Below are 20,741 nucleotides of genomic sequence, written 5' to 3'. Positions count from 1 at the left end.
GGTCAGGTGCGCCAGGTCAGCGGCAGACCGCCGCGAGCACCTGGAGGTGCGGATGGGGCTCGGTCTCGAGGCTGTCCTCGACCCACTTCTTGTAGTCGTCGAACACCCGGTGGATCTCGCCTTCGCGGCGCGCCTTCTGCCCTCGGCGCAGGTTCTCGGGCCCACCCATCTCCTCGAAGCGGAGTTGCAACTGCAGCAGTTGGCGACCCTGCAGTTCCTCGAGTCTGGCGAGCGTTGACGACAGGCGCGCTTCCATCTCACGAGCGAACCCGGCCTGCCGTTCGGCCATGTGCTGCTGCATACGGGCGACCGCAACGCGGAGATCTGCCTGGAGGCCCAGGGTGTCCAGAGACGAGTTGGGATTCGGCAACGCGCCGGCCTTCAGCCCCGCCCTCGCGACAAACGTCCCGAAGTCCTCGAGCGAGGCTGTCGAGTGCGAGGCGTGTAGGACCACGGCGCGCCACTCCACCACCATCGGCTGCCCCTTTCGATTGGGGATCAGCGCGAGCATCAACAGCGCTCGCTCGCCCTCAGCGAGGTGAGGCGATCGGAGCACGGGCGCGGTGTGCCGGCCGAAGTGCACCAGCACGCGATCCCGGAGCCACTCGCTGATTGGGTGCTGCGGCCAGAGGTACTGCAGGTCGGGCCAGCTCTCCTCGGCCGACTTCGCCTGGCGGGCGCGTTCGATGGCTTCGGCAACGTGCGCCCTCTCCACGGTCAGCACGTAGCGATCATCGGCATCGCGTGCCTCGCGCGGAATCTGCCGGAGCCGCGCCTGCAAGTCCGCCGGTGCTGTCACGGTGAGGGTGCGGCTCGCATCATGGTGCGACCACTGGGCGATGGCCTTGCCCCGCCCGAGTTCCTCGAGCGCGGCCTTCGCGAAGCCATAGTCGTCGGGGAACAGCGACGGCGCCTCGGAGATGGCGTCGAGCGCAGACGAGGTGGTCGCTTCGGGAGGAGCGTTGAAGAGGTTCAACAGCCAGTCCCCCTCGCCTTCGGTCGTGGTCGCCGCATCGCGTTCGAGCTCGCGGTCGAAAGCCTCCGCATCGGTGCCGGCGGCCATGACCTCTGCGACCTTCTTTGCTTCGGCGTCCGGATCGCACAGGTGCATGAACGCGCTTGGATCGCCGAGGTCCTGGTTTGCGCGGTCGTCCTTGCGCTGGAGCACCTCGAGGATTCGGAGGTCGCCCTTGATTCGCTCGACGTCGGTGCTGGTTAGCAGATAGCTGATGAGCGGCTTCCGCGTCTGGCCGTAGCGGTCGATGCGTCCGTTGCGCTGCTGGAAGACCATCAGGGACCACGGCAAGTCGAAGTGCACCAGCCGGTGGCAGAAGTGGTGCAGGTTGAGGCCCTCCGAGGCCACATCGGAGCACAGGAGGATACGCAGCGGGTCAGTCTGGCGACCAAAGCGCTCGACAAGCGCCATTTGGGCCGTGTCCGGCAGTTCGCCGTGCAGCACAGCGACCTGGCTCGTGTCCGAGTCGTCTGCCCGCAGCTTCAGGGCGCGTCCCAGCTCCTCGCGCAACCAGGCCAGCGTGTCGAGGCGCTCCGAGAAGATCACGACCCGATCATCGTCCTGCTGTGCCGACCATCCGTACGACGGATCGCGCAGGAGCTGGAGGAGCCGCTGCCAGCGACTGAAACACGCGGGCGTGATGGCGTCGACCTTCTCCAGCAGCTCGGCGAGAGCGGCGTGCTCCGCTCTCGTCTCGTTGGTGACCAGCTCTCGCTGTTCGAGCGAAGCCATCCGATTGCGCGTCGACTGGGCGGCCGCCGCAGGGCTCGAGAACAGCGCTTTCTGAAGCGAGAGCCGCAAGAGCTCATGCTGCCTGCCCGCCGTGCGATGTCCACCATGGGTGAACGGCACTGCGAGCAGCGCCTCGAACGCCGCGTCTTCCTCGGCGCTCGCCCTGGCACGCAGCACCGTGGTCTCGCGGTCCTCGAACTGCTGCCGCACCTGGTCGCGGATGTCCTTCTTGAACCGCCGAATCACCAGGCCCTTGTCCCGGTAGTCCTCCGGCGTGTAGTCCTCGGGGTCGCTGATTGCTGTCGGGTCGAGCAAGGTGACAAGCGACGCGAACGATCGCGCCGACCCGTCGTGGGGCGTTGCCGACAAGAGGACGAGGGCATCGGAACGGCCCGCGAGCAGACGAGCCAGGCGCGCGCGCCGCGACAGGCCGCTGTCGGTCGCACGCGCGGCCACGTTGTGACACTCGTCGATGATGATCAGATCCCACCACGCCTGCTCGAGGTAGTTGCGGTACTCGAGGTTGTTCTTCAGCGAGTCGATCGAGATGATCGTGCGGTCGTAGTAGTTGAACGGATTGTGGTTGGCCGGAATGCGGTTGCGCACGGCGGCCAGCCCGACGGAGTCGAGCCGCACGAGCGGAATCGAGAAGCGCGTCCAGAACTCCTTCTGGAACTGCGTCAACATGCTCTTGAGCGTCACCACGAGGATGCGCGTCCCGCGACCGCGCTGAACCAACTCGGTGGTGAGGATGCCCGCCTCGAGGGTCTTGCCGAGCCCCGTCGCGTCGGCGATCAGGATGCGCTGTCTCGGCTGCCGAAGCGCCTGCAGCGCCGGATCGAGCTGGTACGGCACCACGTCCATCACCGCTCGGTGCCCCAGCCGGATGCGGTCGTCGTTGGGCAGGTTGCGCCGCAGCATCGCCTCGATGTGCAGCAGGCCGGCGTTGAAGTGCGGAGACGTGTCGGCCACGAGCGTCGTCTCCGCCGGGTCCAGCACCTCGATGCGATCGTCCTCGAGGACCGTCAGGAACTGCGCCGTGCGGCCGCGCACGACCTCGGAAACGCCGTCGCAGACGAGGAGATCACCGCCGTCGGACGAGGGATCCACGCGGCGGACGATCCATTCCTCGTCGCGGATCACGACGCGAGCACCAGGGGCAAGGGGAATGCGGGTCGCGGTCACCATGCGCGCGCCATGATGTCCGCGATGTTCACGGAGAGCAAGGGCATCGAACTCACGAGACAGGGCCCGCGAGCAGTTCGGTCAGGGAAGCCGGCCGCGCCAGGAAGTCCTCGGCCCTGAGCACGCGCCAGGGCGCCGGCATGGGCGCGTCCGGCGCCTCGAGCACGAGGCCGACGTGGCTGGCCGGCCACGCAGCCTCGAACTCGCCGGCCACTGCTCCTTGTTCATCGACGATCTCGAAGCCGACCTCCGGAACAGGAACGTCATGCGGGACCAGCGTGCGGAGGACGTCCCTGACGTCGGCGTCGAGAATCAGGCCGAGGGGATCCTCGCTCGCCGGGCTGGCAGGCGGCCGGACCCGACCTGAGGTCCGGGCCGGTTCGAGGGCCTCGCGCAGGAAGGCGGCGGCCACGCCTCGAGAAAGCCGCGCATGCATGCGCTGGTTGCTGTACGTGCGCAGGCACTGGTAGCAACTCGTGGTCTCTTCACACGCGCAGTGCTCCACGCGATCCAGCGCCTTCCGGAGGACGAGCGGCAGGTGTTCGTGGATGCGCGCCACGTGGCCAGCGCCGCCAGGCACCGAGTCTGTGAGGAACACCGAGTAGCCGCCCTCCGGCGCGAGCCTGAGCGCAAGGTCGATGTCGTCACGCTTGATGCCGAGCGCGGAGGTCGTGCCTTCCGCAATGGCATAGCCGACGGACCACCAGTCGGCGACACGCATCGGCAGGTGCGTGTTCAAGTGGATCTCGAGAACATCGGTGATGAAGTCATGGCCGAGGTCGATCTGATAGCTGACCTGCCCAGTACAATCGCGGCCGCGAGGACTCTTGTGCGACTGCAGGAACGGCAAGCCTTTGTGCGGGATGACCTCGGCAGCCCCGCATGATTGACAGACCCGGAAGCCGCGGTTGGCGGAGCCGGTGTTGATACTGACAAGGCGCCCCTGCCGCGGCGTTCCCACGCGGATGCCCGGATAGCGCTCCGTATACTCCTGAGGCAGGCTTCCGAGGTAGCCGGCAAACGCCAGCCGGGAGGCGTATTGGCGGCCTGGCCGGCGCGTCGTCGATCGCTTCGGCGTCTGCGTCGTCGTCACGAACCCGAACTCCGGCTTGATGTAGGTGCGGAACCGCCCATTGTGCGCGGCACCACAGTTCGGGCACGCCGCGGGTTCTTCTCCTGGGGCGAGCAGCTGAAATGCGCCGCATCCACAGGTCAAATAGCGCCGCTCTTCGAGCCGCTGGTCGGGCAGCACCTTGAGTCCCGCGCTTTGCCACACGTGGCCTGCCGCGACGACTTCACTCCCAGGCGCGTACTCGGCGATGGCGAGACGGAGATCTCGCTGCAGCGACAATCCGAAACTGTCTGCACTGTGCCCCTCGCCGCGCACGACGTTGTTGATGGCCTCCGGTGCGACTTCCAGCTCGACGACATCGACCGGGAACCCATACTTGGGAAACAAGCCGCGATTGGCCAGCACGCCGAGCAACGGGCGCCGCTGAACCGTGCTGCGCACCCACTTCATCAGCCCCGCTCGCTTGTGGTGCCCCGCCCTGGACTCCTCCTGCTCAACGCCCAGGTAGTAGTCGCTGTCCCGCCGGTACTCTGCCTGCACGCTCGCGACCGACGTCACTCCAGTCGAAAGGAACCGCGGTAGCCATCCCCACGACTTGATCCCGAGCTCACCTTGTAGCGACGCGGGCACGATGAACTGCAGGCCCGCTCCGAGACCAGCAGGATGTCCTTCGAGGAATGTCACCAGTTCGCCCACCCGCGATTCGGCCGCGACGTCGCCGCCGAACAAGTCGCTCTGTCGCCCCTTGCCGAAGGCACTCGGCTGCGACAGGAAGAACTCCGCCAGGGCGGTGGCGTAGACGTGACGACGAACGATCCGCTCGTTGTCGAGCCGGAACGACGGCGGGCGCACGCGGCCGGCGATCATGCGAAGTGGTTCGCCGAAGTACGTGAGATCGTGCGAGCGGCGCTGCGCGTACGACACCACGAACGCCGCGCTGCCGAGGCGGCGGCCCGCACGGCCAGCGCGCTGCGCGTAGTTGGCGGGTGTGGGCGGCACGTTTCGCATCAGCACGGTCTCGAGCTCGCCGAGGTCCACGCCGAGCTCGAAGGTCGTGGAGCAGCTCAGGACGTCGATCTGCCCTTCGAAGAACAGGTTCTGGTAGTCCGACGCCGTGTCGGAGTCGAGTTGCGCCGTGTGCTCGCGGGCGACCAGCCACAGTGCCGCCATCTCGCGGTAGCGACGCTCGAAGTAGTTGGCACGATCGTCTCGTGCCACATCAGCGTGGAGTTCGCCGTCACAACGATAGGTCGGGCAGACGCCGCTGATCGACGTGAACGTCCGCACACCGCACCGGGTACACCTGTGGGCCGTGCCAGACAGACGCGCCGGTGACACCTCCCATCCGCGTGGCGACAGACGATAGACGACACCCTGCGCGAGATTTCGATTGTCGGCCTCGAAGTACCGCTTGACGAATGCACCGGCCGGCTCGGTCAGGTAGCGCGTGAACAGCTGGGCCAGGAAGGTTCGAATCTGTTCTGCGCTCACCGCCAACCCGCGGCGCGTCGCGAGCCGCTCGAGATAATCGAGCCGGGCATTGGAGAGATGCGCCAGCTCCGGCACCCAGGACCGCGTTCCCGGGTCATTCGGCGTGCGCTTGACCGCGATCGCGATGTCTCCGCGGCCGGGGAGGTACACCTCGTCATCGCGGACGATTCCCGGAGGCGACGCCATGATGAAGCGATCACGCAGGCTGTCGACCAGCACTTCGACGAGCGCCCATGCCTCCTGCTCGGTGAAGTTCCACGGTGCGCGGAGCAGCGGTGGCGGCGCTGGCACGTCGGGGAAACGGCGCAACGCGAACCGGACGAGTGCCAGTTCCTCCAGGCTACGGCGATCGCGTGACGTGCGCAGCAGTTCGCCCACAACCCACCGCCACGCCTCGGTCTGGATCTCGCCGGTGGTGGCGTTGATTCCAAGCCAGTGGCGCTGTTCGATCTCCTGAGCCAGTCGTGTGGCCAAGTCAGGAACCGCCATCGCTCCGTCAGCCGCCTCGATAGCCGCGAGCATCACGCGGCGACGCAGGGATGCCTTGTACAGGCTGTCCAGGTACGGTGCAAAAAACGCAGCGTCCTGTCGGCTGTCGGAAAAGGTCAGGAGCTTCTGCTTCGGCGCACCCTTGTCGAGGTGGTCGCGATTGGCCGACTGGAACAACGTCGTCGCCACTTCGGCGACTGGCTCGTCTGGTCCCGTGTACAGCCGTTGCAGCACTTCCCTTTGCAGCGAGCGCGTCCCACAGGACGGGCAGGCCTTCAAGTCGCCAGCCCGCGCCTCCAACTTGAACGCCTCGCGAACATCGGCCTGCGGACCGCATTCACACACGTCACCCTGCACGCCTGCTTCCGCAAGTGTTCCACAGCGAACGCAGAGCTTGACCTTGTCGCCTCCGATCGCTGCCGCCTCGTCGACGGCGTCGAGTTCGTCCTCGTCGATTCGTTCTGTCCCGGCCGCTGCCAAAGACAGGAACACCCGCTGCACACGTCCGGAGTCCTCCACCAGGGCGTCCTGAGTCGGATCGTCGCTGCCGACGATGTCACGGTGCGTGATCGGGTCTCGCTGAAGACTTCCCGCGATCACGGCTTCACCGCAGCGGCGACAAACGCCAATCTCGAATGTCTTGTGGTCGCGACCGTGCTCGGCACACGTCGTGCGCCGCTCCAGGTGCAGGTGCGGGGCACCATCGTCGTGCTTCCCAAAGCAGACGAAGCCGCCCTCGAGCGCACGCAGCATGAAGTGATAGCGAGCGCGCAGAAGCGTGGTCTGCCCATCCGGCGCTGTTGCTCGGCCGGCCAGCCCAATCAGCGCCAGGAGGCGGCCGTCGACCGCGGGAGCGAGGGGGTCCTCGAACACGACTCGCGCAAGTTCATTGATCGGGCGCGCTCCCTTGTCACAGGCGCGTCGAAGGCGAACGATACGCTCGTCGCCCTGCAGCAGCACATGCAACGCGCGGTTGATGTGCGCAGCGTCGGCCGGCGCGGCCTCTGTGCGAGCTGCCGCCGGCGTTCCCCAGCCCCACTCGTCGTCGGCCGATTCCTGGTCTGACGCTGCCGCATCAGCCCCATCCTCGACGTCGAGCGCCCTGAGGGCCTCGTCCACGACATCCGTTGGCAGCCTGGTCGCGCGACAGGTGCGCAGCAAGGCCGCACCGGGGTCTGACGACGTCAATGCGTCGGCGAGCCGTTGATAAAGCGACGATTCAGGGCACCACGTTCGAGCGGGTTCGACGTACTCGACGCGGTGTGCCTGGACGACATCGTGCCGGCTGGCTCGGTCACCCCATTCAAACGGCTCATCGAACAACTGTTCGGCAAATGCCGCGACGTCCGGGAAGTCCTTCCCGCCGCCCAGTGTCGCGCTCGTCGCGATGCATCGCAGGCGTCCGCGCTCGGTCGCCCCGATGCGATGCTTCAGCCGTCGTAGCAGCATCGCAATCTCGCAGCCTTTCGCGCCGTCGTAGGTGTGGACTTCGTCGAAGACGAGGAACCTCAGGAACTCGGCCGTGCCAGGCGCGAAGAAGACGGCTTCCTGCGGACGGACGAGGAGGTACTCCAGCATCGCGAAGTTCGTGATCAGGATGTCGGGCGGGGCTGCCCACATCTCTTCGCGGCTCTTGAGTTCGTTGCGCAGCACTGGCTCATGCGGCCACATCTGACGGAAGCGCGCCTCGCCCTTGTCCTTCGTCTGCGGAGTCTCGCCCGTGTAACGACCAAAGGTCAGCGATGGCACGTCGGCGAGCAACTGCCGGATTCGTCTAAGCTGGTCGTTCGCGAGCGCGTTCATCGGATACACCAGCAGCGCGCGCACCGCGGGGCGGCGAGGGCCCGCCGACAGCGTCTCGAACAGGTGGCTGATGATCGGCAGCAGATAGGTCTCGGTCTTGCCGCTGCCCGTGCCGGTCGCCACGACGACGTTGCGCCCGTCCTGAATCTTCGTGATCGCCTCTTCCTGGTGGAGATAGAGGGGCCGCTCAATGTCGGCGGCCTTCGGGGCGAGCTTCAGGAACTCAGGCGCAAGGACACCGTCGGCGCTCAACTCGCGGATGCTGCGAGCAGCCCTGAACGCCGGAAGTACTTCGAGGTATGGGCCCGCATGCAGCGGGCGATCGCCACCCAGCGCCTTGGCGAACTGCGCGCGCAGGTCCGCGTCGCGGAAGTGAAAGCGACTGCGAAGGTAGCTCGAGTACTGCTCGATCAGGTCACTGGTCAGCGAGCTGGGGTTCAGGGGCATGGTTGGATTGGAGCGTGTGCAGTGCCTCGATGGCACAGACCTTGACTATGTCGTGCGCCAGTAATGCAGGCGCGATATCGAACAGCCGCGTCGAGAGCTGTGCGAGTAGCGTTTCGGAGCACGTCGCGAATGGCAATCGACCCAGCGAGCGCCACACCATCAGCGACGCCAGCAGCCAACTGACCTCGTGAGTCGCGAGCAGCCGTGTGTCCTGGAAGAGCGGGTGAAAGCGCGCCTTCAGTTCGCTGCGAAGGCGCTCGAACACTGGCAGGTGCTCCGGAGCAACGTCACTCGCGGTCCTGGCCTCGGCACAGAGGGGACCAATCTCGCGACAGAGAGCCTCGAGGTCGCCCCGCTTCGCCAGGTTGTCGGCTGCTGCAATGGTCCATTCAAAACACGCCGCTTGAAACGCTTCATCGCCGATGGGACTCGATGGAAAGGGACGACAGTGCTCGAGGAGTCCCCGCAGGAACGTGCCACCATTGCTGTTGATCTGCGTAATGGCGAACTCGTCGACTCGCGGACGAAAGGTCGTTGGCAACGTCGACAGCGCCTGCTCGCCGAGGCGACGAGTCATCCGCATCCATGCGGCCTGGCTGCCAGTTGCCTCGATCGCGTTTAAATCGGCCCATGCCCCCAGCGGCTCCCAGAACCGCCACAGGGCGTCGGCGCGCTCGTCGCTCAGCGGAACCCCTTCCGCGCCGAATCTTGGCCGCGTCAGCACACCGAGTTCCAACAACGTTCGCGGGGTCACTGCCGCCCCGGCCGCGAGCACGCCGCGAAGAAGCGGCCACAAGTCAACGCGACGCAGCAGCGCGTCGAGCTGCCTGGCCACCGCCGGGACGTGAGCAACGGCCTGCCGCGCGAGCAGCGCCTTCGTTGCCAACTCCTCGGCGCGTTCGTCGGTCCCGACGGCGTTGTGTCCGGGAAGGAGCGGGCGTCCCGACGCCGCGGCCACGAGGAGCCTGTACAACATGCCGTCGATGGACGAGTCGCCTGCGAGCGGCGCCGTTTCCCACTCCTCTGCGTGCCCGTGATCCCACTCTGCCGAGGCAACGCTCTGGTAGCTTCCCGTCCATTCATCTTCGAGCCCGAGTTCGATCCGGTAGCGGCCCACCTCCGAAACAAGCGCGTCGAGGCTCCCCTGCCACGTGCCACTCTGATCGTCCCCGAGAGCCACGGTACGCGGAGCCTCCCAGGGCTGGAGCAAGGAATAGGCGCGAAGCACTCGGCCATGAACGGGCACACGTTCGTTCCAGGTCACTCGCAGCTCATCACCGTCTGACGTCACCGACAGGTGGTCGACCGTCCATGTGTGTTCGACCCACAGGCACTGCAACGAGACCGTTCGGGTCAGTTCCAGGTCGAGTCGGAGCGACGTGCGCGCCAAGCCCGCCTGTCTTGCGTCCGCCATCACCCGTTGCAGGTCAAGCCGTGCGAAGCCGCTCTGCTCCATGGGCACGGGTACCGACAGCAGCACTCGGTCGTGATAGCAGAGCGAGGCCGTGACAGCGTGCGGAATGCCCCAGGGCGTCTCGAGGCGGGCGAGAAGCCACGGCGCGCGCCCGTCGATGTCGGGAAGCGTTACGGAGGCGGGGCGCGACGACCACGTCACGAGGTGCGCTGCCCCACTTTCGTCGAACACGGACCATGAGGGCATCGGCAGCCGCAGGTCGAGTGGGATCGACCAACGTTGCTCACCGTATCCGGCGAACTGCACTCGAAGCGGTGCCCGACCGTCGCCCACTGGTAGCGCCCAAGTCTCGTGGTTCACCCGCCGAACGTCGGCGCCAGTGAGCTGAGCGTTCGTAGAGAGCTGCGCCTGGACCATCTCTCCCTGGCGCCACTCGGCCCAATCGTGACTGAGGCGAATCGAGGGCAGGGTGGCGATTCGGGTCCGGAGCGCCTGCCCCATCGGACCTGTTGCGGCGATGTCGAACACACCCCATGGCCGGGGACCGAGCAACGATGGCTGGTCCAGCGGAACGCGCAGCCATGTCTTGCCGTCGCGGTCCACCGCCTCGGCAAGGAGTGTCTCCGCCGACGGCGCGACCACCGGGGGAGCAGCGTCGCACAGCTCCGATACTGGCGATACGCGCAAGTGCCAGTCCCGGCGGAACTCGTCCAGCGTGGCCGCGACCAAAAGGGCCGGCGCGCTTCCGGAGAACACGCGGGCGCGATCGGGCGCCATGAGGAACGGCACGTCGACGCCATCAATCCGAGGCGGCAAGGCCAGCTGCTCGGCCAGTTCCAGCGTGCCACGATCGATGCTCTGCGCATCCACGAACCGGACCTTCGTTCCACCAGATAGGTCGAAGATGGCTGCTCGGAACGCCGACCACCCGAATGGCAGCGCGCCGAGATTGCTCAGGACGGATGCCGTCTTGGCGTCGGTCGTCGGCTCGAGCGCCACGGACCAGCCCACTGGGTGCATCATGCCGACGACGCCGGCAGCCACTTGCTGGGACGGCAGCAGCGATGTCGTCGCAGGATCGAAATAGATCACCGGAAGTTCTGGTGAGACGCCGTTCAGCACCCAGATTCCGAGGGCCCTTCCTACTGGGTCGGCGAGCCGCACGACGACTGACGCGAAGGCTTTCGGGAGCAGCACGTCGTCGGCTTGAGTGCGCGTGTCGCCGACGAATCGAGGCGCCCTGCGGAGCTGGTTCGCCTCTGAATCCACTTGAATCTCCCACTGCAGCTCTGAGTGCGACGGCGCGCAGGGTTGCGACGGGAGTTCCAGCCGAAGACCCTGCGACGGATCCACGTACAGGCGCGGTCGCCTCAGCCTGGAACGGGTCGACTCGGGTCCCTGTATGTCGGCGGTCTTCCGCCAGTCAGCGAAGGCGGCCCGGACGCGTTCGGGCAGGCCCAGCGCGGCCGCAGGCGGGAGGTCGCTGCCATCGCGCGCGAGCCGATACATGTCCACGCTGCGGCGCAAGAACTCTGCACTGGTCTTCTCGCCGAACCGCACAAACCAGTCGATTACCTTCGCTACACGGAGTTCCTCGAGGTGATCCTCGAACTCGGCCAATCCCTCCGGAGAACTCACGCCTATTCGGGCAGCCTCAGGCAGGACCACCTCGAAGAACTCGGGAAGGCGCGACTTGGGGATACCGCAATGGGCAAGAATCGGCCCGAGGTAGGACCACTTCGTATTGAGTTTTGCGAAACGAGGGAGCTTGTGCGCTTCGATGATCTCGATGAACAGCTTCCCCAGCAAGGCCGACTGCGGCTGGTGCTGGAGGCCTAGCTTGGGCAGGACTATGGGCCATAAGCCACCGTCGTATCCGTAGTACGCCTCATTGACCAGCCACATCGCGAATGTGATGGGCAATCGAGCGCGGATCCACTGGAGACCTCGGCCTAGTCCAAGTTGGGTCAACGGCCCTTTGAACATCTCCGCCAGGAGGTCGCAGTACTGCTCGTCGAACGGGATCTCGCCAAGGAGAGTCTTGCCAGCGAGCTGCTTCCGGAAGTTCTCTTCGAACTTCTCGAATCCGTCGTCGAAAGTCGGCATGCCTAGGCTGGTACCTCCCCCACTGCGCTATGGTGCTCAACAGACGAGTCTAAAGACGCAGGTCTGACACCGTGCCGGTCGCCTGTCCTGCCTCTGCAGCTCGAGCGTGGCCATTCTCGCAGTGAATCGGCAGCTACGCCAGCTTGGTGCACGAAAGGAGCGGTCGCTAGGTGCAAAGCCCTCGTCAGGGGACAGGCGTCATGGCCGCTGTCTCGTGGGGCGCTCCACCTTAGCGTCGGTTTGATCCCGGGCGCCGACTGCTCGCGCGAGTACGGCAACGGGACGAGCGTCGCCGAAGCGTGGCCCTGGAGCGTGAGCGCTTGCGATCAACGACGGCCGCGGGGTTGGCCACAGTGCGTCCCGTGCGGAAGGCGTCGCTGGTGCAGCCAACCACGCTGCTCCGGGAGTAGTAGCCGCTCTGCCCGTGGTGCAGTAGCCGCGGCTATACTCTGCGCTCCACAGGATTGCAGAGACTTCGATTCAATGGCGCTGTTTGAGATTAGTACTGACAGGATTCAGCGACTAGAAACAACGCGCTTCGCGGCAGCTGGGCTGAAGGAACGGTCGGACCTTCAGCGTCTGCTGCGATCGCAGATCGATGTCATCACCGACGATGTCCTGATCATCGCCGAAGAGTTCGGCGACTGGGAGGACTCGCGACGACGGATCGATCTCTTGGGCGTGGCGCGGAATGGGTCGCTGGTGGTAATCGAACTAAAGCGAACGGAGGACGGCGGCCACATGGAGCTCCAGGCCGTCCGCTACGCGGCCATGATCTCGAAGATGACGTTCGAGAAGGCCGTCGAGGCGTATACCTCGGTGGACACCCAAAACCGGCAATTGATGGACACCTGAAAACCGGCAATTAGCCCGGCGGTCGAGCCGTTGAGGCGGGCCAGGATGTCGGCATCCTGCGTTCGCGATGAGCAACGTCTTGGACCAGAGCACGCAGCAGCAGATTCTCGCGTTGGGCCGGCTCGGCTGGACCCTGTCGCGCATCCAGACGGCGACCGGTGTCCGCCGAGAGACGGTGAGCGGCTACCTGAAGGCCGCCGGCATTGCGGTGCGCGGTCGCGGCCGGCCGGGGGCACTGGCAAAACCGGCAATGTCCGTCGCCCCGGTGTCCACCGACTCTGGCGCGGCGCCAGCCCCCGCGCCGCCCGCGGCCGGGCCGAGCCGCGCACCGTCGGCCAGCGCGTGTGCGCCCTACCGCGAGCTGATCGAGGACGCGCGGGCGCGGGGTCGGAACGCGATGGCGATCTGGCAGGACCTGGTCGACACGCACGGCTTTCCGGGGCGCTATGCGAGCGTCCGCCGCTTCGTCGCCGGCCTGCGCGGCGCCACGTCCCCGGCGGCGCACGCCGTCATCACCACGGCGCCCGGCGAGGAAGGGCAGGTCGATTACGGCGAGGGCCCGATGGTCCGTCATCCGTCGACGGGCAAGCATCGCCGGACGCGGCTCTTCGTCCTCACCCTGGGCTACTCGCGCAAGGCGGTGCGGTTGCTCGTCTGGACGTCGAGCACGCAGATTTGGGCCGAACTCCATGAGCGCGCGTTTCGGCGCCTGGGCGGCACGGTGCGGGTCATCGTGCTCGACAACCTCAAGGAGGGCGTGCTCACGCCCGACGTCTACGACCCCACGCTCAATCCGCTCTACCGCGATGTGCTCGCGCCCTATGGCGTCGTCGCGCTGCCCTGTCGGGTGCGGGATCCGGATCGCAAGGGCAAGGTCGAATCGGCCATCGGGCACACGCAGCGCACGCCACTGCAGGGCCTGCGCTTCGAGACGCTCGACGCGGCGCAAGCCCATCTCGATCAGTGGGAGACTCGGTGGGCCGACACGCGCATCCACGGCACGACGAAGCGACAGGTCGCCGCGATGTTTGCCGAGGAGCAGCCCGCGCTTGGGGCGCTGCCGGTCGAGCCGTTTCGGTACTACCGCTTCGGCGTCCGCACCGTCCACCTCGATGGCTGCGTCGAAGTCGAGGCCGCCTACTACGGCGTGCCGCCCGGCTGGATCGGTCGGCAGGTCGACGTGCAATGGACCGACCTCCACGTCCGGATCCTCGCGCCCACGACCGGGCAGCTCCTGCGCGAGCACGTCCGCGCGCCGCGGGGCTGGCATCGGATTGCCGACGCCGACCGGCCGGCGCGGACGCCCGCCAAAGTGCTCGCCCTGCTCGCGGCTGCGCATCGCGTGGGCCCCGCGCTCGGGGCCGTCGCCGATTACCTCCAGCAGCACGAGGGCGCCCGCGCGGTCCGGCATCTCCTCGGCTTGCTGAGCCTCGTCAAGAAGCACGGCGGGGCGGTCGTCGAGGACGCCGCCACCGCCGCGCGCGATCTGGGCGCCCCGTCGTATCGCTTTGTCCGTCGCTATCTCGATCGTCGGCCCCCGGTGCCGCTCACGCTGCGCCAGGTCGATCCCCTGATTCGCCAAGTCACGCTCTATCGCGATCTCATCGATCGCACGACCGGAGACCCGCATGACCCTCAGTGAACTCGACCGCGCCTTACGGCAGCTGCGCCTCTCGGGTATGGCCGCCGTCCTCGAGATCCGCCTGCGCCAAGCGCAGACCGAGCGGCTGCCGCCGCTCGATCTCGTCGCCGCGCTGGTCACCGACGAACTGCAGCGCCGGCAGGATCGCCTCCTTGAGCGGCGCCACAAGCTCGCGCGCTTTCGCGATCCGCAGCGCTCGCTCGACACCTTTGACTTTGCCTTCAACCCCAAGATGAATCGGGCGCTCGTCTACGACCTCGCCACCACGCGCTTCATCGCCCAGCGCGAGGACGTCCTCTTCCTCGGCCCCCCCGGCACGGGCAAGAGTCATCTCGCGCAGGCGCTCGGCCATGCCGCGATTCGTCAGGGCTACCGCGTGATCTACCGCGAAGCCCACGCGCTGCTCGAAGACCTCGCCGACGCCACCCTGGCGGGCACGCGCAAGCAGACGCTGACGGAACTGGGGACCGTGCCGCTCCTGATCATCGATGACCTCGGTATGCGCAAGCTGCCGCATACGGCGGCCGAGGAACTCCTCGAGCTGATCATGCGGCGCTACGAGCGGGCCTCCACGCTGCTGACCTCGAACCGGCCCGTCGACGACTGGGGCAAGCTCCTGGGCGACACCGCGGCGGTCACCGCGCTACTCGACCGCCTCCTGCACCACGCCCACGTCCTCACGTGCGGGCCGCGCAGCTGGCGCACGAAACTGACGACCGATTTGCCCCCAGGGGAGCGCCTGGGATAGAACTCACCCTGTCTCGGCCGCGCCCCGACAATTGCCGGTTTTGCGTCGTCCATCAATTGCCGGTTTTGACCTGTCCACCGAGGAACGATATTGTCATCGCAAGCCGGCTAGGAAGTCGGCCCAAACCTGCATCATCTTCCGCCGCTCCGCCAGGTGCTGCGCGCGGTTGTAGGCCGCTCGCACCTTGTTGCGCGGGGCGTGCGCTAGCTGGCGCTCGATGACGTCCGGCGCCCAGCCCATCTCATTCAGCAGCGTGGAGGCCATCGCACGGAAGCCGTGGCCAACGTGCTGGTCGGAGTCGTAACCCAGTCGTCGCAGCGCGGCGTTGATGGTGCCGTCGCTCATTGGCCGCGTGATGGTGCGGATGGACGGGAACACGTAGCGCGAGTGCTCGGTGAGCGGCCTGAGCTCCTGCAGGATGGCGACGGCCTGGGTGCTCAGTGGCACGATGTGCGCCTCGCGCATTTTCATGCGCTCCGCTGGGATGCGCCACTCAGCGGCATCGAGGTCGATCTCACTCCACTCCGCCTTCCGGAGTTCTCCCGGGCGGACGAAGACGAGCGGCGCGAGTTGGAGCGCCGCCCGGACGACGAAGCTCCCATGGTACCCGTCGATGGCGTTCAGGAGTTCGCCCACCTGCTCCGGGTGCGTGACCGCCGCGCGGTGCTGCGATCGCACGGGCGTGAGCGCGTCGCGGAGGTCGGCCGACGGGTCACGCTGCGCACGTCCGGTGGCGATGGCGTAGCGGAAAACCTGGCCGCAGCGCTGCTTGGTGCGATGGGCGGTCTCGTGCTTCCCGCGACTCTCGATGCGGCGCAGCACCGAGAGCAGCTCCGGTGGCTCGATCTCCGCGATCGGGCGCTTGCCGAGCCACGGGTTGACCAGCGACTTCAGCATCCAGGTCGCCTTCTCGAACGTGACCGCCGCGAGCACGTGCTTCTGCCGCTCGAGCCACTCGTCGGCGACCTCGGCGAACGTCATCGCTTGGACGGCCGCCTCGCGGGCCTCCCGCCGCTCACGGCTGGGGTCGATGCCGGCGGCGACTTTCGCCCGCACCTCCGCCCGGCGCTGCCGGGCGAGCGCCAGCGACACCTCGGGGTAGGCGCCGAACGACAGCGTGCTGCGGCGGCCCTGAAGGATGTAGTCAAACCGCCAGAGGGCAGAGCCGCTCGGCTGGACCAGCAGGAAGAGGCCGTCGCCGTCGGACAGGCGGACGGGCGTGGCGCCGGCCTTCGTTCGCCGGATCCGCGCATCGCTGAGGGGCACGACCAGACGTGACATGACGCCTCCGGCCAGCCACGTTGCAGTAGGAACTTCGGCGGAGGATGCAGTAGGAGGCTGTCTACTGCGTGTCCTACTGCAACAACGTGGCGATGGCTAGGGACAAGAGTAGACCACCACGGACGCGATCGCGCAAATTCAGGCGCAAATCGTGATGGCGTGGACCACTATGGATGGGGCTGGAAGAAACTATGGTGCCGGTGGGCGGACTCGAACCGCCGACCCTGCGCTTATGAGACGCATGCTCTAACCGGCTGAGCTACACCGGCACCCCTGGCAGGCTGGCCTCCTGCGGCGACGCCGACGGAGACCAGAACGGCTGATTGTACCAGAGCGGTGCGCCGGCACGCGCCCACGGCTGGTTCTGGCGCCTGCGACACCTTGCGCAGCACGTGGAAGCCTCGGCATGCTCGCGCTACCTCGCGTTCTCCTCGCGGAGCCGTTCGCGCAAGCGCGATGTGACATCAGGCTGCGCGGCCGACTGGTCGTAGCGCTCCGACGGATCGTCGAGCAGGTTGAACAGCTCCACCTGCTCGCGGGCCTCCGCGCCCTGCCCCGTCGTGCCCACGCGCAGCTTCCACGGCCCGACGCGAATCGCTTCGGCCTTCCCCTGGTTGTCGTACAGCAGCACACGATCCGCCGGCGCGTCGCCGGTGCCCGTCAGCACGGACCACACGTCGATGCCATCGACGCGAGCGGGCACGCGTGCAGACAGCCCGGCACGCACAGCCACCGTCGGGAACACGTCGACAAGACTGATCGGCACATCCGTCGTCCGGCCCGCCGCGATCGTCCCCGGCCATACGGCGAGGAACGGCACGCGATGCCCACCCTCGTACGTCGACCCCTTGCCTGCCCTGAACGGCCCCGGCGTACCGTGGTCCCAGGGCTTGACGATGTCGCGACCCAACATGCGCGGAGGCATGGCATTCCAGGGGCCGTTGTCGCTGGCGAAGATCACGAGCGTCTCGCGCGCGACGCCCGTCGCGGCGAGCGCGGCCCTCACCTGCCCCACCGAGTCGTCGAGTTCCGCCATCACGTCGCCATAGAGGCTCCGCGTCATGCCCTTCCACTTCTTCGACACGGCGAGCGGCGTGTGCGGCATCGGCTGCGCGAAGTAGAGCAGGAACGGCGTCTTCGCTGCCGCGCTCTCGCGGATGAACGCCACGGCCTCGCGCGTGTACGTCGCCGTGAGCGTGGCTGGATCGGGCTCCTCGACGCGCCGCGTCTCGCCATCGAAGATCGCCAGTTTCTCGGGCGTCTTCACGAACGGATCCTTGTAGTCGTGGCTGTAGAGCATGCCCACGAAGCGATCGAACGCGTGGTCGAGCGGGCGCATGCCCGGCCTGTCGCCGAGATGCCACTTGCCCACGAGCATCGTCCTGTAGCCCGCCTCGTGCAGCACCTGCGGCATCGTCACATGTTCGCGTGCGAGCAGGCCGCTCTCGCTCAACGGCGCGAGCGGCGCCTTGATGCCCACCCTGAACGCGTAGCGGCCCGTCAGCAACGACGCACGCGTCGGTGAACACGACGGCGACGGTGCATACGCCGCCGTGGCGCGCACGCCTTCGCGCGCCATGGCATCGAGGTTCGGCGTGCGGTGCGCCGGATGCCCGTACGACGCGAGATCGCCGTACCCCATGTCGTCGGCGAGGATGATGACGATGTTGGGGCGCGCAGGTGCGCCCGGCGCCTGTGCGTAAGTGACCAGTGACGGCTGCAGCAGCGCGCATCCGACAATCACCACGACCGCCACGACGCCCCAGGCCACGCGCCGGAGCCGAGCGCGACGCGACATGCGTGAGCCCGGCTGCCGATCGCCGGTTGCCCGTTGACGGCCTTCGACACCCGGTTGCCCGTTGACGGTTGCCGGTTGCCGTCCCCTGATTGCCGGTTGCCCGTTCACTTCAGCTCGACCTCGATCACGCGCATCGGCGTCGTGCCCGGATTGGCCACCATGTGCGTGGCGTTCGGCCCGCGAAAGCCGACGCTGCCGCTCGAGAACGACGCCGTCTCCTTCGTGCCGTCCTTCTCGGTGAACACGAGCCGGCCTTCCGTGAGGATCACGCCCACGTGCGCAAGGTCGTGCGTGTGCATCCCCGTGTCGGACACGCCCGGCGGGAACGTGACGTCCTTCACGCGCACCCGCTCGTTCTCGAACACGGTCTGACTGGCGTATCTGCCCGCAACCTGTGCGGCCGGCGGCGTGGCCGCGGCGACGCCCGCGTGGCCGAGCGTCAGCACGCCAACCGTGATCGCCGAGCCGGCCAGCAGTCCGGCGAGGAAGGTCAGTTTCGTGGAGGTCATGAGGAGAGGATAGCCGGCAACCGTCCCGCCTTCGCACCTATGGTGCTACGGCGCGGCAAGCATTCGTCATTCGTCATTGCTCCCCGTCACAATCAGCATCGCGTCGCCGTAGCTGTAGAAGCGGTAGCCGTTGGCGACGGCGTGGGCGTAGGTGGCGAGGACGCGTTCCCGGCCGGCGAAGGCGCATACGAGAAACAGCAGGGATGAGCGCGGGACGTGGAAGTTGGTCATCAGCGCGTCGACCACGCGGAACGTGTGACCCGGCCTGATGCACATGGTCGCGTTGCCCGCCCCCGCACGCACGCGCCCCTCATCGTCGACGGCGCTCTCGAGCGCACGCGTGCTCGTCGTCCCGACCACCACCACGCGACGCCCCTCGGCTTTCGCTCTGTTGATGGTTGCCGCCGCAGCGTCCGGCACCTCATAGCGCTCCGGATCGACGATGTGATCCTCGATCTGATCGACACGCACGGGCTTGAAGGTGCCGTAGCCCACGTGCAGCGTGATGGTGACGACGTCGACACCACGGGCGCGTATCGCGTCGAGCAGCGCGGGCGTGAAATGCAGCCCGGCCGTCGGCGCGGCCACCGAGCCGCGATGCATCCCGAACACTGTCTGATATCGTTCGCGATCGGTGGAGGCGTCAGGCCGCCTGATGTAGGGCGGCAGTGGCACGTGGCCGATGGCCTCGATCGCGGCATCGACGTCGCGATAACCGTCGGCGCGGAGTTGCACCCGACGCCTGCCGAACTCGCCGCGGCCGGTGATCGAGCCGTGGATCGCGCCATCGGGTCCGTCGCACACGAACGTGCTGCCGACGCGCAGGCGCTGCCCAGGGTGGACGAGCGCATCCCATGCGTCGCCGCCGTGGGCCTGGACGAGCAGGCACTCGAGTCGCCCTCCACCAGGCAGTCGACGCCCGAGCAGGCGCGCCGGGAACACGCGCGTGTCGTTGAGCACGAGCACGTCACCCTTGCGCAGCCACTCAGGGAGGTCGGCAACGGTCGTGTCGTCGATCGCGCCCGTGATGCGATCGAGGACGAGCATGCGCGACGTCCCCCGCCGATCGGGTGGGTGTTGGGCGATCTGGGCTTCTGGCAGGTGGAAGTCGAACTCGTCAACACGCATCGGCAACCGTCGGGGCGCCCGGCTGGCGTTGGCGCCACGGGCAGGGCGTCATGATCGCGCGCCGAGCACGACCATGGCAAAGGATGGAGTCGAGATGCGCATTGCCATCACGGGATCGACGGGTCTGGTCGGCACGGCGCTCGTGCCGTTCCTCCGCGAGGCTGGCCCCGACGTGATTCGACTCGTGCGTCGCGGACCGCGCAGCGGAGACGAGCATCGGTGGGCGCCCGCGGTCGGCCTGCCAGACACGGCGATGTTCGGGAGGCTTGACGCCGTGGTCCATCTGGCCGGCGAGGGCGTGGCCAGCGCGCGCTGGACCCCAGCCGTGAAGGCCCGCATCCGCGACAGCCGCGTCGGCCCGACGGCGGCCCTGGCGCGGTCGCTGGCCACCGTGTCCGCACGGCCGCGGGTGCTCGTGAGCGCCTCGGCCATCGGGTACTACGGCGACCGTGGCACCGAGGATCTGACGGAAGACAGCCCGCCCGGTCGCGGCTTCCTTTCCGAGACCTGCCAGGCCTGGGAGGCCGCCGCAGCCCCGGCACGCGAGGCCGGCATCCGCGTGGTGCACCCCCGCTTCGGCGTGATCCTCGACGGGCGTGGCGGCGCGCTCGGCAAGATGCGCCTGCCGTTCTCGCTGGGCCTCGGCGGGCGACTCGGTCCCGGCACGCAGTTCTACAGTTGGGTGGGGATGACCGACGTCCTGCGTGCGGTCCTGCTGGCGCTGACGCGCGATGACGTCGCCGGGCCCATCAACGTGACGGCGCCGACACCGGTCACCAACGCGGAGTTCACGCGCACGCTGGCGCACGTACTCCACCGCCCCGCGGCGCTCCCCATGCCGGCTGGCGTCCTGGAGGCGCTCGTCGGCGAGATGGCGCGGGCCGAACTCCTCAGCAGCAAGCGCGTCCTGCCGCGCGCGCTGCAGCAGGCAGGATTCACCTTCACGCACCCGATTCTGGAGGACGCCTTGCGCGCCGCCCTGGGTCGGGCTGCATCAACGGCCTGAGCGGCCGATGACATACTTGG

The 20,741-nt window shown here is 67.4% G+C and carries 11 protein-coding genes and 1 tRNA gene; 4 read left to right on the top strand and 8 right to left on the bottom strand.

Going from position 1 to position 20,741, the window contains the following annotated elements; all coding sequences use genetic code 11:
* Positions 1-16 precede the first annotated feature (16 nt).
* From IT182_16805 to IT182_16795, 3 genes are read right to left on the bottom strand one after another with little or no spacing between them, the layout of a single operon-like run.
* Positions 17-2,935: a DEAD/DEAH box helicase gene (locus tag IT182_16805; protein MCC6165008.1), complete on the bottom strand. Its 2,919-nt coding sequence runs from the start codon at positions 2,933-2,935 to the stop codon at positions 17-19.
* A gap of 49 nt (positions 2,936-2,984) precedes the next feature.
* Complete coding sequence (locus tag IT182_16800; protein ID MCC6165007.1) at positions 2,985-8,234, bottom strand: DEAD/DEAH box helicase; 5,250 nt, start codon at positions 8,232-8,234, stop codon at positions 2,985-2,987.
* Positions 8,203-11,754 (bottom strand): hypothetical protein, encoded by a 3,552-nt coding sequence (locus IT182_16795; GenBank protein ID MCC6165006.1) that lies wholly within the window; start codon positions 11,752-11,754, stop codon positions 8,203-8,205. Before IT182_16795 ends, IT182_16800 begins: the two co-directional genes overlap by 32 nt.
* Positions 11,755-12,237: 483 nt before the next feature.
* On the opposite strand from IT182_16795, the gene IT182_16790 reads away from it, so the two are divergent.
* The 3 genes from IT182_16790 (at position 12,238) to IT182_16780 (ending at position 14,999) form a co-directional block, all read left to right on the top strand.
* Positions 12,238-12,609: a hypothetical protein gene (locus tag IT182_16790; GenBank protein ID MCC6165005.1), complete on the top strand. Its 372-nt coding sequence runs from the start codon at positions 12,238-12,240 to the stop codon at positions 12,607-12,609.
* A 67-nt stretch (positions 12,610-12,676) separates the two neighbouring features.
* The gene (locus IT182_16785; protein MCC6165004.1) at positions 12,677-14,251 is read left to right on the top strand and encodes an IS21 family transposase; all 1,575 of its coding nucleotides are present in this window, start codon (positions 12,677-12,679) and stop codon (positions 14,249-14,251) included.
* Complete coding sequence (locus IT182_16780) at positions 14,238-14,999, top strand: ATP-binding protein (GenBank protein ID MCC6165003.1); 762 nt, start codon at positions 14,238-14,240, stop codon at positions 14,997-14,999. Before IT182_16785 ends, IT182_16780 begins: the two co-directional genes overlap by 14 nt.
* Before the next feature lie 93 nt (positions 15,000-15,092).
* Here IT182_16780 and IT182_16775 read toward each other — a convergent pair whose 3' ends face one another.
* The 5 genes from IT182_16775 to queA all read right to left on the bottom strand — a co-directional run bounded on the left by IT182_16775 (position 15,093) and on the right by queA (position 19,715).
* The gene (locus IT182_16775; protein MCC6165002.1) at positions 15,093-16,280 is read right to left on the bottom strand and encodes a tyrosine-type recombinase/integrase; all 1,188 of its coding nucleotides are present in this window, start codon (positions 16,278-16,280) and stop codon (positions 15,093-15,095) included.
* A 192-nt stretch (positions 16,281-16,472) separates the two neighbouring features.
* Positions 16,473-16,549, bottom strand: a tRNA-Met gene (locus tag IT182_16770).
* A gap of 146 nt (positions 16,550-16,695) precedes the next feature.
* Positions 16,696-18,078, bottom strand: coding sequence for a sulfatase (locus IT182_16765; protein MCC6165001.1), 1,383 nt, complete (start codon positions 18,076-18,078; stop codon positions 16,696-16,698).
* A 104-nt stretch (positions 18,079-18,182) separates the two neighbouring features.
* On the bottom strand, positions 18,183-18,587 hold the full coding sequence (locus IT182_16760; protein ID MCC6165000.1) for a hypothetical protein: 405 nt from the start codon (positions 18,585-18,587) through the stop codon (positions 18,183-18,185).
* A gap of 66 nt (positions 18,588-18,653) precedes the next feature.
* The gene (gene queA / locus IT182_16755; GenBank protein ID MCC6164999.1) at positions 18,654-19,715 is read right to left on the bottom strand and encodes a tRNA preQ1(34) S-adenosylmethionine ribosyltransferase-isomerase QueA; all 1,062 of its coding nucleotides are present in this window, start codon (positions 19,713-19,715) and stop codon (positions 18,654-18,656) included.
* Between the two features lie 94 nt (positions 19,716-19,809).
* On the opposite strand from queA, the gene IT182_16750 reads away from it, so the two are divergent.
* Positions 19,810-20,721 carry a TIGR01777 family protein gene (locus tag IT182_16750; protein MCC6164998.1) on the top strand — a complete coding sequence of 304 codons (912 nt, stop codon included), beginning with the start codon at positions 19,810-19,812 and terminating at the stop codon, positions 20,719-20,721.
* Positions 20,722-20,741 lie beyond the last annotated feature (20 nt).

This window comes from Acidobacteriota bacterium (genome assembly GCA_020845575.1).
Classification (GTDB): Bacteria; Acidobacteriota; Vicinamibacteria; order Vicinamibacterales; family Vicinamibacteraceae; genus Luteitalea.
Note: the sequence above shows the minus strand (reverse complement) of the source record. Positions and strands in the feature narration are given on the sequence as shown.

Bases quoted from the DNA above. Each gene is read 5' to 3' on its own strand.
- IT182_16805 (MCC6165008.1), bottom strand. From the start codon at position 2,935: ATGGTGACCGCGACCCGCATTCCCCTTGCCCCTGGTGCTCGCGTCGTG.
- IT182_16800 (MCC6165007.1), bottom strand. From the start codon at position 8,234: ATGCCCCTGAACCCCAGCTCGCTGACCAGTGACCTGATCGAGCAGTAC.
- IT182_16795 (MCC6165006.1), bottom strand. From the start codon at position 11,754: ATGCCGACTTTCGACGACGGATTCGAGAAGTTCGAAGAGAACTTCCGG.
- IT182_16790 (MCC6165005.1), top strand. From the start codon at position 12,238: ATGGCGCTGTTTGAGATTAGTACTGACAGGATTCAGCGACTAGAAACA.
- IT182_16785 (MCC6165004.1), top strand. From the start codon at position 12,677: ATGAGCAACGTCTTGGACCAGAGCACGCAGCAGCAGATTCTCGCGTTG.
- IT182_16780 (MCC6165003.1), top strand. From the start codon at position 14,238: ATGACCCTCAGTGAACTCGACCGCGCCTTACGGCAGCTGCGCCTCTCG.
- IT182_16775 (MCC6165002.1), bottom strand. From the start codon at position 16,280: ATGTCACGTCTGGTCGTGCCCCTCAGCGATGCGCGGATCCGGCGAACG.
- IT182_16765 (MCC6165001.1), bottom strand. From the start codon at position 18,078: ATGTCGCGTCGCGCTCGGCTCCGGCGCGTGGCCTGGGGCGTCGTGGCG.
- IT182_16760 (MCC6165000.1), bottom strand. From the start codon at position 18,587: ATGACCTCCACGAAACTGACCTTCCTCGCCGGACTGCTGGCCGGCTCG.
- queA (MCC6164999.1), bottom strand. From the start codon at position 19,715: ATGCGTGTTGACGAGTTCGACTTCCACCTGCCAGAAGCCCAGATCGCC.
- IT182_16750 (MCC6164998.1), top strand. From the start codon at position 19,810: ATGCGCATTGCCATCACGGGATCGACGGGTCTGGTCGGCACGGCGCTC.